Genomic DNA, 12,986 nt, shown 5'->3' with positions numbered 1-12,986 from the left:
CCACGAGAGTGGGCAGCCATCAACTCCGGAGAACTGGGATACCACCTGTCAAAAGGCGGGTCAACCGCGCACCCTGTTCACACACCTTCACCGAACCGCCTGATGCAGATCCGACTCAAGGAGGTTTGTGGGTGACGCCCGCGCCTTGCTGCCATGTGTCAAGCCTTGTCGCCGTTGCGCGGTCGGTGTAGATGAGGGCTCACCTTCCGATGACTCAGGGGCCAAGGGCTGTGACGGGGGCGACGGCAACGCCGTCATGGCGTTGGTAGCCATATCCGGTCGAGGTAACGACGAGCAGCTTCGCCGGCGGTCCGATGCGGCTGGTGTCGACGTTGGCTTCCAATCTCAGCAGGGAGTTGGCCGCGCCCTCGATTGCTTGGGCACCTCCTAGTTTGACCTCAATGGCGATCCAGGCGCCGTCGGATGGGCGCTGGACGATCGCGTCGGCTTCGAGTCCGCTCTTGTCCCGGTAGTGATGCACCTTGCAGCCGTTGGCGCCTGCGTAGACGAACAGGTCGCGCATCACAAGGTTCTCGAAGACCAGCCCGAAGTAGTTCAATTCGCTGCGCAGTCGCTCGGCGCCCACTTCGAGCGCTGCCGCAGCCAATGACGGGTCCGCGAAGAAACGCTTCGGAGCTTGTCGAAGTGGCACCCGTGACATCAGACGCGGCTGCCACGCCGGGGCACGCTCTGCGACGAATAGACGCTCCAGCGCTTCCAGGTAGGCCTTCACCGTAGCCCGATCAAGGTCGACGTCGGCAGCCAGCGTGGAATATGAGGCCTCGCTGGAGACGTTGCGTGCCAAGGATCGGATGAGCGCAGACACCCCTGCGGGATCTCTACGCGTCCGATCCACCCGGGCGACATCAGTGCGCGCGATCTCCTCGAGGTACGCGCTCAGGTTTTCTTGCGCTACAGCGGCAGGGAGATCGGCAAGACCGGGCCAACCTCCACGCACAGTGCACTCCACCACATCTTTGAACGTGGTCGCCGGCTTGGCGGCCGAGACCGGCCCACCTCCTAGGACCGAACCGAGCGACACCTCGCCGGTCGAGTGGCCGGATTCGGCCAGGGTCATGGTTCGCATGCGCACTCGACGCACTCGGCCAGCGCCGGAGTGCCGCGTTATGTCGTCAGGCGGAAACGCCGAACCCGTCAGCAGAAAAATACCCTTGTCGGGCCGGTCGTCGCAAGCACGTCGCATGGCATTCCATGTTCCCGGGACCAGATGCCACTCATCAAGCAACCGCGGCGTCGGTCCCTCCAGAATGCGTTCAGGATCCACAGCAAACGCGAGTCGCTGCTCATCACCACCGTCGAAGAGCACCTCGCTGGCCGCGAACTGCCGGGCTGTCCATGTCTTACCGCACGCCCGAGGCCCTTCGACTACGACTGCGCCGACGGCTCGCAGCGCTGACGCGATGGGGCCCTCGGCGAGGCGGCTTCGATAACCAGGCGTCGGCCCAACCAGACTCACTCGGCTCTACCCAGATACGGACAATTCCCCAAGATGCTCCCGATCAGCAGTCTGGCCTACCACCAATCTACAAAACGGTGTCCACATAGTCAACACAATAGCGTAGCACCTATCAGCAACTCAGCGACACAACCGCGCGAAGTGGCACCATCCGCTTCGGAGTGGAGTCCACTCTTGTACGTGTATGGGGGTGAGTATCCTTTGATCGTCGTCCAGACCGTCGGTGACGGTACCGGATTCGACGTTGAGCATGTAGTGTCCGCCAAGGAGGCCTGCGAATCGGGGCTCCCCGCGACCAGTGGTCTACGTTCGGTGCCGACATTGACAAGCTGGTCATGGCCGTTGCGGGGCTGAACCGGTCGAAGGGGGTCCGAAACATCGCAGAATGGGGCGCTGTCAGCAGTACTTGGCCAACGGGGATATCCCGTCCGGCCGGTGGTGTGCTTACGTGATCCGGCCTCGCGACATCAAAGCGGAGGGACACGGTCTTAGCACAGATCATCAGCCTCGTCTTCGGGTTGATCGGCTTGGACCGCATTTACTTGGGCAGATCGGCCTCGGTGGGCCAACTGCTAACCCTCGGCGGTGCCGGCGTACAGATGATTGTGGACTGGTTCCTGATCCGCAAAGCCGCTGCCATGGTCAGTTCAGCGACTCTGCGCGAGATACGCTAGGGGCTGAACAAGTAGCTTGAAGGCCGCTGGTGTGCCTAAGTAGGGTTCACGCATGAGACGAGTTGTCGTTTCCGTCGTGCTGCTGGTGCTGGTACCGGCGTCCACGCTGCTAGCGCAGACAACCACCCGCTTCAGCGACGTACCTGAGGATAACGACCAATACACCGACATCGAATACGCCGCGGAACGAGGCTGGTTCCAAGGCTACGACGACGGGACGTTCCGACCGGACCACACGATAAGCGGGAAGAACGCCCTCAAAGTGTTCAACCGGGCCTTCCCGAAGGGTGTGAGCCGGGCAGACCTGGCCACGATTCTACGGGTCGGGTTCCAACGTCTAGCTGTCGTTGATGATGAGACCTTCCGAGGCTGCCACGAAACCAGCTACGTCGTGGAGCTTGGCAGCGCCTGGCAAGCACTCTCTAACAATCCCGGCCAGGTCATCTGCTATCTACTCATCGAGGAACAGGTACGCAACGGCCAAGTGTGGGTAATCGTCCGCGTTGAGACCCTGATGGACTGCCGCCGTGGTTGGGAGGTTGAACTACGCCTTACCACACCGGGCGGTTTACCATCGTCAACAGCTGGGAGAGGCTATTCAGCGTCCGCATGGGTGGGCGACATACTCACCGTTGAGGTCCAGTCCAACATGGACCGGTGGGAAGGCATATGGTTGGAATCCGAGTGCCTGCAGCCCTGGTGAGAGTATACCGGTCAGGTGAGGTAGCCCCGTTTACTGCACTCATAGTAGGGCTAGATGTGTACCAGTTCCCCGTTGTGCCTACCGGCGAACTCTGCTCCGTAGCCTTGTAGGTGCTTGGGGCTCATACGATGGAATACCCCCTTGTGGGCCCGTTTGAGGGTGGCCCAGAAGGATTCCATTCCGTTGGTATGCGCCTGACAGCGCACGTACTCGCCTACCGAGTGGTGGACAGCTTCACGGTTCTCTAGCCCGTTGTATGCGGTGGCACCGCCCGTGTACAACGGCACGTTGGGGACGGACCGTTCCTCCACAAACTCCTGGCAAGCTGTATCCGCCTGCGTGTCCGAAACAACTCTGACCACGACACGTCGGTGGCCCGGTTCCCGAGTTCCGACCATGGCCGTTTTGCCCACCGGCCTCCCCTCCGGCGTGAAGCTTCTTCGAAGCGTGTTCTCCAAACCACCAATGTAGACTTGGTCGACTTCTACGGGTCTGGTCATCTGATCGTCGGGGACCATTTGCCCGAACACCGTCCGGATGCGCTGCTGAAATCAAGCCGTAACCCCAAGCGCTCATCTGAGGCGAGGGCAGCGCCGTTCGGCTCGCTTCACGGTAGAGGGGCTGCAGTCGTGCATGGATCCCTGACAGATTGGAGTCAAGGCACCCGGCCGGAAGGCAATAGCCCTGTTTGCAGATTACCTAATTCATGGAATCAAAGGAACCTAATCAGGCTCATCGCGTTTCAGTGGGGAGTGATGGTGGTGAGTAGGTTCCAGTTGGGTTTCCCGGCGTAGAGGAGTGCTCTGATTCGGTAGTTCGCGAAGTTGCGGAACCCGAAGGCTGTTCGCTTGATGCGTTTGATGAGGTTGTTGAGGGCTTCGGTGGGTCCGTTGGTCACTTTGGATATGTGCCAGTTGGCGATCTGGGGGGTCCAGCGGGCGATGGTTCGGCCCAGTTTGTTGATCTCGGGTGGGCAGGATTCGTGTTGGAGGTCGTCGGCGAGTTGGAGGGTGTATCGGAGGGCGGTTGGGATGCTGTCGATTTGGTAGATGCCCCGTACGGTCTCTTTGGCGTGCCAGGCTGTGCGGACTTCTCCGTGGGGGTCGCCGGCGTCCAAGAGACCCCGCAGCCGGATGCGGCCCCGGTCGCTGATCCGTTCCGAGGCGGAGGTGAGTAGCCGCCGTATCCGATACAGGGGGTCGTGTTTTCGGCCTCGGTGCCCGAGGGTTTCGTTCTGAACTCGGCGGCGTACTTCGTCGAGTCGCTGGTTAGCGAGCCGTATCACATGGAACGGGTCTGCGACCTGCGCGGCGTTGGGCAGCACCCTGTCATACGCGGTCCGATACGGGCCGGACATGTCCAGCACGGCCCAGCGGATCCCGTCTCGCCACTCCACCGGTTGTGACCGGAACCACCGGGCGGCGCTTTCAGCTGTCCTACCAGCCACGATGTCGATCAGCTGGCGGCCTCCGACATCGACCACAGAGGTGCACCACACCTTGGTCCGCCAGCGGCCCTGACGCCAGAACAGGGTCTCGTCCACCCCCACAGCCTCAACTTGGCCGACCCGAGAGGTGTCGGCCTCCAACAGGGCTTCGCCCCAACGGGCAACCTCGTTGTTCACCGTATGCCATCCACAACCCAGTTCTGTAGCGACCTCATCGACCGGGCGACCCAGCTTCCCGACCTGGACGGTCACCCACCGAGCCGCCCTCGATGTCAACAATGCCCGCTCCGGACCAATCCCCGGATCCTGTTCCACGAACGACCCAACCGCGCACCCAGGATTCGGGCACGCCCAGCGCCGTTTCCGCCACCGCAACCGAACAGGCCGCCCGAACGCCGGCAGGTCCACCAACACCACCGTCCGATACCCCTTCGACCACAACCGGCTGCCACAGTCATCACAGGTCGGGCGGGGTCGCCGGGAGCGGATCACTACCTCCAACGGTTCGTCCCCGCCTCCGTCGCCGATCCCGACCAGATCAACCTCCCCAAGGCCGACCAGCAGCTCGCACATGCGCGTAGGATCAGCTTCCACAGGGGTCCTCCTGCCTCGGATGTGTTTTCTCAACAGCCGATTATGGAGGACCCCTCCTCACTTCTGGCGGATTCCGACCCCCCTGGAAGATCCCCTACTCCCCACCCATTCGCGAAGAGCCCCTAATCATCGGGAGTCCGGAGAGGATCCCACCCTCAACTGCAGACTCTCCCCAATTCTACCCTGTGTTCATCACTCAACTGATCTTGACTTTGTGGCGCCGTAGCTGCTAGGAGCGCTATCCCCAGCATTCGTTCAGTGCCCGTTCAGGGGTGATCGATGGGACTTTCGCAATGGGATCCTTGGTGACCAACGTCACGCCCGTGTCGTAGAAGCCCAGACCGGACGTATTCTCAGGTTTCTTACCCGTTCTGGAATATTCAACTACCGTGTCGATCCCGAGGGACGCCATCTTGTGGGGGTACTGCATTGAAGTGGCTTCGATCTCGCCGGTGGCAACCCGGCCCACTCCCTCACAGCTACCGTCGATAGAAGCGATCAGAACGTCGTTCTCTTTACCCATTTGTTCCAATGCTGCGAATGCGCCTGCCGCTACAGGTTCATTGACCGTGTACGCCACGTTGATTCCCGGGTCACGCCGGATCAGGTCTTCCATGACGGCCCGACCCCCCGCTGCTGTACCCATGGTGGCACCGCGCCCGACGATGCGTGGGTCGTCTTCGTCGTACATCCTTGTGGGGTCTCTGACGTCGATGCCGAAGCCGCTTAGGAAACCCTGATTTCGTAAGACATCGATCGTGATCTGGGTTCCTGACCCATCCAGCGTAACGATCCTGACATCGGCTCCGGACATGTCCGTTTTCGCTCGGGTCCACTTACCGATCAACGCACCGGCCCTGAAATTGTCCGTAGCAAAGGTGGCATCAACTGAATCCGGCGAATCGAAGGGGGTGTCAAGCGCGATGACCAACACGCCGGCCTCTCGTGCCATTCTCACCGTGTCGGACAGGGCAGTCGGATCCGAAGGAGTGATGAGAATACCGACGGCTCCATCCGTGACCAGGCTGTTTACCGCTTCAGCCTGCGTTTCCCAGTCCCCGTCGTACCTGCCCGAAAAAGTGCGTAACTCGACACCTAACTCGTCGGCTCGGCTCAGCGCGGCCGCTTTCATCGTCAAGAAGAACGGGTTCGACTCCGTCTTGGTGATGAGCCCAACAACCAGCGGATCACCAGCTGTAGGACTCATAACACACCCCGCAACCAAGCCAACCACGAACACCCGTACCACCACTGCCCTCGCCTGGCGGCCCATAAGGGCCATCATCCTAGGCCCTGAATCAGCCGAGGCACGTACCTGACCCATCAATGGGCCTCAGCGAGCGCAATGATCACTGACAGTAGCTTCCGTGCTGGGGACACAGGCGCCTGAGAACGCATATCCTCCTCGATCTCCGCCGAGTCTTCAGACGTGACTACCGGACAGTTTGAACAACACCTCACTGAACTGCCCCACCGATTATCCGCACAGGTTCCTTCAGTACCCTCGGCCCATGACCAACCACTCCACTACGGACCATTCTAGCTCCACCGCACGGAGAGCCACCCAGGAAGTTCCGACCGACTCGACCACCATTGCCAACGCTTCGTCTAACTCCCACCCCTTTGTGTTTTCTTCTCCACCGACGGGAACCGCCACAACGATCCCTCCTTGCGGGCTAGCCACCCGACTGAGTCAAAGTTTGGAGGGTGGGCGAGTTCCTCAATGGTGGGTTGCTGTCGCCGGTCACCAGCGCGCCCTCATACAGATGGCAAAGGGATATGAAACGGTTACCTCCTTCGATAGCCTATTCGGGCTTGGCGATGGCGATCAGGTCCGTGAGTAGTTGGGTGTGTTTGTCGATGACCGTCTCATTGGGGATGGCGACCCGATAGTTGCCATACTTGTCGTAGGGAAAGGTGCCGATACCGGACTCGTCGATCATGTCGGTCACTTCGTCGGAGCGGGTAATCCGGAAGCGGACATTCATCTTCTTCTTCTGAGGCACCATCGACACGTAGTTGTTGGCCACTCCGTCCTTATGTAGACCGATGTAGTGCTTGCGGTAGTTGAGATCCACACCACCGTCGTGTTGTTCCACCATGGAGTGGATCCGGTCAAGCAGCTTCATAACCTTCGGTGTTGATCTCTGCTGCCAGTAGCCACGATCGGTGGGCTCACCCTGGTCCTCCTCGTCCGTGCCTAGTACTGCATGGTCCAATACTTTGGTAAACACGAGCGCAACCCGGTCCGCGTCGACACGCAGCGCGGTCACCTGGATAGCTATGATCGGGATGAACCCGTTGAAAAGGCTGATCACGTTGAAGAACCGGCTCGTGATCTCCTCCGCCACTATCACCGCAACATGGTCGTACTGCGGGTATCGGCGGCGTTCAGTGTCCCAGTACTCAAGGGTACGGATGATGTGGGACTCATCTGTAGCACCCAACTGCAACTCCACTTCATAACGCGTGGACGTGTCCGGATCAGCCAAGAGCATGTCCAGCCGCCCCCCATGCAGCTGACGACGCTCAACATCTCTCACGTCGAGATCGCCGAGACCGAGCAGTGACGGGTTAGCTTCGATCACCCACTGAACCCATCGCTCGCTCAACACAGGGTCCCCCTTAATCCTGACCTTGGGTAACTCGACATGTTCCATCGTTCAGCTCCAGCCTCGGATCGGCCATAATTGTACCCACAAGGTCCAACACCCAACCATGACAATGGCTTATCAGCGCCCGGCCCGGGTAGCCGGGATCGGAGAGGGTCTGACGGCTAAGAACCCGCGGGCTCGACTTACTAATGGCTCTTCGAATCGCCAGCAGGTCACCGTCCACCTCTCTTCTCCACCCGCCCACGCGGCGGGCGGAGAGCAAATGACGCGTGTGTGAGTAGATGGCAAGACCGAGAGTTGCCGAAACCCACGAGCCGAATGAGCGTCCGCACCGTGGAGTCGGATTTAGAAGCCACCCACGGTCGACACTCCCGCACGCGGTGGGCCCGTGCGGGCGGACCCACCGAGTGTGGCGGCAGCGCGGGTCCCTGGACGGTGCCAGGCTGCGAGGGTGTGGGGTGTGGCTCCGAGGGTGTGGGTGAGGGCCTGGTGGGTGGCTATGGCGGCGATTACGGGGTCTCCGTCGGTGTAGGTGTCGGCTACGGCCCGGTGTCCGCGGATGCGGGTGTGGATGTCGGTTCCTCCGAGGTGCTGGTTGATGTGTGGCCAGGGCTGGGGGAGTCCGGTGTGCCAGTGTTCGAGGAGGGCTGCGGCTCCGAGGCTGGCGGGGTCTTCGCCTGGGGGGAAAGTCACGGCTGTGGTGGGGATGTCGGCTTCGTGGGCTTGGTCGAGGACTTTGCGCTGGGCTTGTTGGCCGGATGAGTCGCCGTCGAACGCTGCGACTAGGTGGTGGGCGCCAACGGCGACGATGCGGGTGAGGTGGCTTTGGGTGAAGGCGGTTCCTCCGGTAGCTACTACGTTGGTGAGGCCTGCTTTGTGGGCGGCGATTGCGTCGGTGTAGCCCTCTACGACCCCGGCAGTTCCGGTTGCGCGTATGCCTTCGGCGGCTTCGGCTATGCCGTAGAGAGTTTCTGTCTTGTGGTACAGGTGGGTGGTGCGGGTGTTGAGGTACTTGGGGGATCGGGGGTCGGTGTTGGTGGGGAGTTTGCGTCCTGCGAACCCGATCACGTCTCCGCCTCGGGTGCGGATGGGGAACACGATTCTTGCTCGGAGCACGTCGTACGCTCGCCCGGTTTTGCGGCTGACAGCGGCCACGCCCGAGTCGACGGCTACCTTGTCTTCGCGGATGGTGTTGCAGAGTCCTCTCCAGCGGTCGGGGGCCCATCCGAGTTTCCACTTTTTCCAGTCGTGGGGGGTGATACCTCGGTCGGTGAGGTATTGGCGGGCTTCGGTGGCGTGTGGTGATCTGAGGAGCTGTTGGTGGTACCAGTCGGCGCTTCGTTCCAGGACCTGACGCTGCGGGGTCTGGCTGCTGTCTTCGGCCGGGGCGGGCTGGGTGCGGTTGGGGAGGGGGATGGGGCGCATGGCGGGCAGTCGTGGGCCAGCAGCGGCGGGTGGGTTGGTGGGTTGGGTCCAGGGAACCGGGATGGGAGCCTGGGCCGGTTGGGCGGTGGCAGCGATCACCTGGGCGGTTCGTTGGGTGGCGAGGTACCAGACGGCGCTGAGGCGGGCGGCTGAGGCTCCGTCGGTGAGCCAGTCGGCTACAGCCTGGTACCAGTGAGCCCGGTCGATGGCGGCGAGGTCCGCTCCCGGAGGTCCTCCTTCGGGGAATTGTGTGTGGAGGCGGCTGCGGGCTGCGTCAAGGGCTTCGAGGGTGGTGCTCCACCGCTGCGCCCGCCGGGCTCGAAGAGACGCACGGACGTCGGCTGCCCACTGCGTTTCGTCTGGGCTGAGCCGGCGGCGGACATGGGGGTCAAGGAGGGCACGGAGGGTCGGATCGGCCACCGCGGCCATAAGAGCAACGGTATGCGATGCTGCGTCTCGGTCACCGACCCGGCGGGCGAGCTGGTAGCGGGCGACCAGATCGACGAGGGGTCCGGGGTCGTCGAGGGGGTGGGGGCCGGGCTGGTCGGCCCAGCTGTCAGCCAGGGCCAGGAACGGCTCGAAGTGGTCGGCGCCCCAGGCTTCGGTGGCGACGGCCACGGCCCCCTCGACATCGGAAGCAAGCGCTACTGGAGCAGAAGCCGGGGGAGTGGCCGGCACACGCTCCGGGGCGTAGTCGTCGTAATCGTCGGGGGGCAGGTCGTAGATCGGTGACCAGTCGTCGGGGTCTGCGACGGCGGGGGCGAACAGCTCCTCTACGTCTTCGCCGGCCTCAAGGGAGGCCAGGAAGGTGTCCTCCCACCGCCGCGCGGCTTCGTCTTCGGCGAGTTGGCCGTCCAACCATGCTTCGATGTCGGAGCTGACCCGGGCTTCTACGCTGTCGGTAACCGCGGCCACCGTCCCGAGGGAGCGGCGACCACCGAGAGCTTCGAGGTCGGGCAACGGTGCCCCGTAGGGTGTGTCAGCTATCTGCCCGAGGTGGGCGGCGGCCACGTAGGCGGGTATGTGCTGCGAGCCTGCGGGAACAGAAAGCGGGTGCGCTGATCCCCGCTTCAGCACGGCTTCGATGATGTGATCGGGCGGTAGGTGGTCGGGTGGGGTGTCGGGGTCATGCTGGGGTTGGTCGGTGACGACCACCAGGTGATTCGCTCTGCGGCCGCGGGTGAGACCCACGTACAGCTGGGCGCGGCGGCTGGCGACGGTCACGGCGCACAGGGCGGCGTCGACAGTGAGGGACTGGACACGGGCCTGGGTGGTGGCGTAGCCCAGGTCGAGGTGGTCCGTGACATACGAGCCTGGGAGGACGACAGTGGCGGTTTCGTCGTCCAGGCGGTGCGCTGTCACGGCCCCGTCTTTGTCCCCGCCGGTGACGACCCAGCGGTCACCGTTGCGTACCCATTGGCCGTCGGATGCGACGATTTTGCGGTGGTTGCGGCGGGTGGCCACGGTGTCGCCCACCCGGATAGCGTCGCCGCCAGCGCCCGACACGATGTCTCCGGTTTCGCCGCTGCGGTGGCGGCGGGCGGCGATCTCTGTGTTGATCTCGGTCACCAAACTGAGGGTGGGGGCGGTGATGATCGTGTTCTGGTCGCGGCGTTGCTCCCACCAGGCGGCGGCGAAGTCGGCCAACTCGGGTTCGGTGGTGTCGTGGACACGTCCCCGCTCGGTGTGGTAGTCGAGCGCGGCTTTGTCTCCGACGCGTAGCCCGATGGTGGCTCGGGCCTCGTCCCGGTCCCCAAAGCGCCACAGCTCGGAGAGCAGGGTTGCGGGCACGAGGTCGGGCCGGTCAGCGAGCGCTTCGAACACGCCGCCCGCCCCGACCGAGCCTTGCTGGGCGGTGTCCCCGACAAGGACCATCCGCGCCCGGGCCCGGGCAGCCCGCCCGGCCAGAGCTGCCAGGGTGCGGGTGTCGAGCTGTCCGGCTTCGTCGACGATCACCCACCCACCCTGCGGTACCCGGTCTTCGGTGATCGCCGCCAACGCGGCGGTCTCAGCCGCCACATCCAGGGCCTCACCCAGGTTGGCGGCAGCCGCAGCAGTGGGCGCTACGGCAAGGACCCGCTCCGCGCCGACCGCTCCGGCTACCCGCCCCAACATCTTCGTCTTGCCGGCGCCGGCGGGGCCGATGACCAGCACCCCGTTGGTGTCCGCGCCAAGGATCGCCGCCACCGCTGCGGTCTGATCCGCTCCCAACCCCTCTGTGTCAGCTTCGGAGCGGTCGGGTTCGGCTTCGCCCCCGAGCCACGACACACTGGTGACCTCAGCGGCGGCGAGGCCTGGCGAGTACCAGCGGCCGTCACGTTCCACCAGCTGGTCGCAAACCCGCTCCCACAGGTCGTCGGCCAAACGGGTGAGAGTCGCTTGGATATCGATGTCGCTGCCGCTCAGCTCGGCGCTGGCGTTGAGGGTGGCCCACACGGTGCGGAGGATGTCGGGGCGGGTGAGTCCCCGAGACGCCGCGGCCAACTGCTCCAACTGGGCGACCACCCCGGCGGCCAGCGTATCGGGGAGTTGCTGATCGTGGGCGGCTACGAGGACCTCGGCCCGGTCGTAGGGGCCGGTTTCGCGCCGCTGCGCGGAGCGTAGGTCTGCCAACAGGGTCTCCGGTTCCACGCCGAGTTCCCGTGCCTCCTCCCGCCAGCGGGCATGAGGGTCCGAGTCGTGGCCCTTGTCTTGGCGGGTTTGGCGGTTGGCGTCCTGCCAGATAGCTAGCCGCTCGTCAGGTGTCGGCTCCCGCAGGTACTCGGCCTCGAAGACGCGGATCTTGGCCTGGGCGGCCTTCGCTATATCCCTGTGACGGGACGACCACTCAGCGGTGAGGTCGTCGGGACGGCCCGCCAACTCGGCGTGCCAGTTGTCACCCACCCGATCCCACGACCAACCCAACCGCTGCGACAGCTCCGCCCGGAGCACCGCCGCTCCTACCATCGCCGCCGCCGCTGCGTGTCGGTAGATCAGCCGACCATCGAGGGTTCTCCACTTACCGTCCTCACAGCGCACCCGGTTATGAAACAGCAAATGGGTGTGGACGTGGGGATCACCGGCCCGGCTCGTCCAGTGATCGAACGCCGCAACGGTCGCGCCCTCGGGAACCTCGACCCGTGTCACCCCGTTATATCCCGCCCGGCTGGCGACAGCCTCGGACTGCAGGAACGACACCACCGCCTCGGTGCTGACAGCGAACGCCTGCTCGATCTCCTTGCGCTCGGCACCGCCCGCCAGCGCCCACGCAGCACTGACCGACTTCGGCGGGGCGTACACCAAGTCGAACGCCGAGAACATGCGCCGCCGACGTGTCACTCCCGCCTTGTCAACGAACGACCCGCCCGGCTGGTAGCGGCGGCCCAACTGCTCCCCACTCGAAGGGTCCACCGCGGACAGCGACGCCGCCAACTGGTCAGGTGTCACCACCCCACCCTCGACGACCCCCATCGCCCCCGCAGCCAGCCACCGGCCCGGCAACTCGCCACGATTGCCGGTGTAGTAACCCACCGCTCCCCCCGCCTTCGCTGCCGCACCCGAGGTCGCAACGGCGCCACCCGACCCGCCGCCCCCGCCAGCGGAGCCACCCCCGCCGCTCGTGGGAACGCCTCCACCGGTGCCGGACGAGGCGGATACGCCGGCACCTGCCCACGCTGTCACCGCCGGCTGCTTCCGCCCCGTGTAGTAGGCGACGTGTTCGACCCCGACCTTGGCGATGTAAAGACTCATGGCAGGCATCATGCCCACCACCCCCCGAAACCCGGTCGCGCATCCCAGACCGGGACACACGTCCCACACGGGCCGGGACATATGTGCCGCATTTTAATGAAAACTTGACTGCCTTCCGGACCGCTTCGCCCACCCTCCCGGCTACACCACCCCACCACCCGCCTGGGACCTATGTCCCTCCCTCTGCTCTCTCCCGTGACCCCGCCTACCACCCGACCAGCCCCATCTCCACCCCCTCCACCATCACCCCCCTTTACCTTGTTGAGTAGCTCTGATGTGTGAATATCGGGGCTGGTTGCTCGCCGCGGCGGGCAGGGCTTTG

General features: G+C 63.8%; 7 protein-coding genes and 1 pseudogene. 2 read left to right on the top strand and 6 right to left on the bottom strand.

What is annotated here, in order from left to right:
* Positions 1 to 214: 214 nt before the first annotated feature.
* Positions 215 to 1,477, bottom strand: a complete 1,263-nt coding sequence (locus ACOQPD_RS07650; protein ID WP_420614293.1) for an ATP-binding protein — start codon at positions 1,475 to 1,477, stop codon at positions 215 to 217.
* A gap of 488 nt (positions 1,478 to 1,965) precedes the next feature.
* On the opposite strand from ACOQPD_RS07650, the pseudogene ACOQPD_RS07645 reads away from it, so the two are divergent.
* Together ACOQPD_RS07645 and ACOQPD_RS07640 are read left to right on the top strand one after the other, a co-directional pair.
* Positions 1,966 to 2,151: pseudogene (locus ACOQPD_RS07645) on the top strand (NINE protein); the annotation flags it as partial.
* A 76-nt stretch (positions 2,152 to 2,227) separates the two neighbouring features.
* A complete protein-coding gene (locus ACOQPD_RS07640; RefSeq protein ID WP_420614292.1) occupies positions 2,228 to 2,854 on the top strand; it encodes an S-layer homology domain-containing protein in 627 nt (208 codons plus the stop codon).
* A 50-nt stretch (positions 2,855 to 2,904) separates the two neighbouring features.
* Here ACOQPD_RS07640 and ACOQPD_RS07635 read toward each other — a convergent pair whose 3' ends face one another.
* The 5 genes from ACOQPD_RS07635 to mobF all read right to left on the bottom strand — a co-directional run bounded on the left by ACOQPD_RS07635 (position 2,905) and on the right by mobF (position 12,664).
* Positions 2,905 to 3,393 carry an IS1595 family transposase gene (locus ACOQPD_RS07635; protein WP_420614365.1) on the bottom strand — a complete coding sequence of 163 codons (489 nt, stop codon included), beginning with the start codon at positions 3,391 to 3,393 and terminating at the stop codon, positions 2,905 to 2,907.
* 203 nt (positions 3,394 to 3,596) lie between these two features.
* A complete protein-coding gene (locus ACOQPD_RS07630) occupies positions 3,597 to 4,895 on the bottom strand; it encodes an ISL3 family transposase (protein WP_420612458.1) in 1,299 nt (432 codons plus the stop codon).
* Positions 4,896 to 5,133: 238 nt separating this feature from the next.
* Entirely contained in the window at positions 5,134 to 6,168 is a 1,035-nt protein-coding gene (locus ACOQPD_RS07625) for a substrate-binding domain-containing protein (RefSeq protein ID WP_420614291.1), read from the bottom strand.
* Between the two features lie 532 nt (positions 6,169 to 6,700).
* Entirely contained in the window at positions 6,701 to 7,555 is an 855-nt protein-coding gene (locus ACOQPD_RS07620; RefSeq protein ID WP_420614290.1) for a hypothetical protein, read from the bottom strand.
* Between the two features lie 300 nt (positions 7,556 to 7,855).
* A complete protein-coding gene (gene mobF, locus ACOQPD_RS07615) occupies positions 7,856 to 12,664 on the bottom strand; it encodes a MobF family relaxase (RefSeq protein WP_420614289.1) in 4,809 nt (1,602 codons plus the stop codon).
* Positions 12,665 to 12,986: the final 322 nt, after the last annotated feature.

The sequence above is a fragment of the Candidatus Spongiisocius sp. genome (genome assembly GCF_965221825.1).
Lineage (GTDB): Bacteria > Actinomycetota > Acidimicrobiia > Spongiisociales > Spongiisociaceae > Spongiisocius.
This window is presented reverse-complemented; position numbering and strand designations above follow the sequence as displayed.

Excerpts from the sequence above, each read along its gene's own strand:
- ACOQPD_RS07625 (WP_420614291.1), bottom strand. The coding sequence starts at position 6,168 with ATGGGCCGCCAGGCGAGGGCAGTGGTGGTACGGGTGTTCGTGGTTGGC.
- ACOQPD_RS07620 (WP_420614290.1), bottom strand. The coding sequence starts at position 7,555 with ATGGAACATGTCGAGTTACCCAAGGTCAGGATTAAGGGGGACCCTGTG.
- mobF (WP_420614289.1), bottom strand. The coding sequence starts at position 12,664 with ATGAGTCTTTACATCGCCAAGGTCGGGGTCGAACACGTCGCCTACTAC.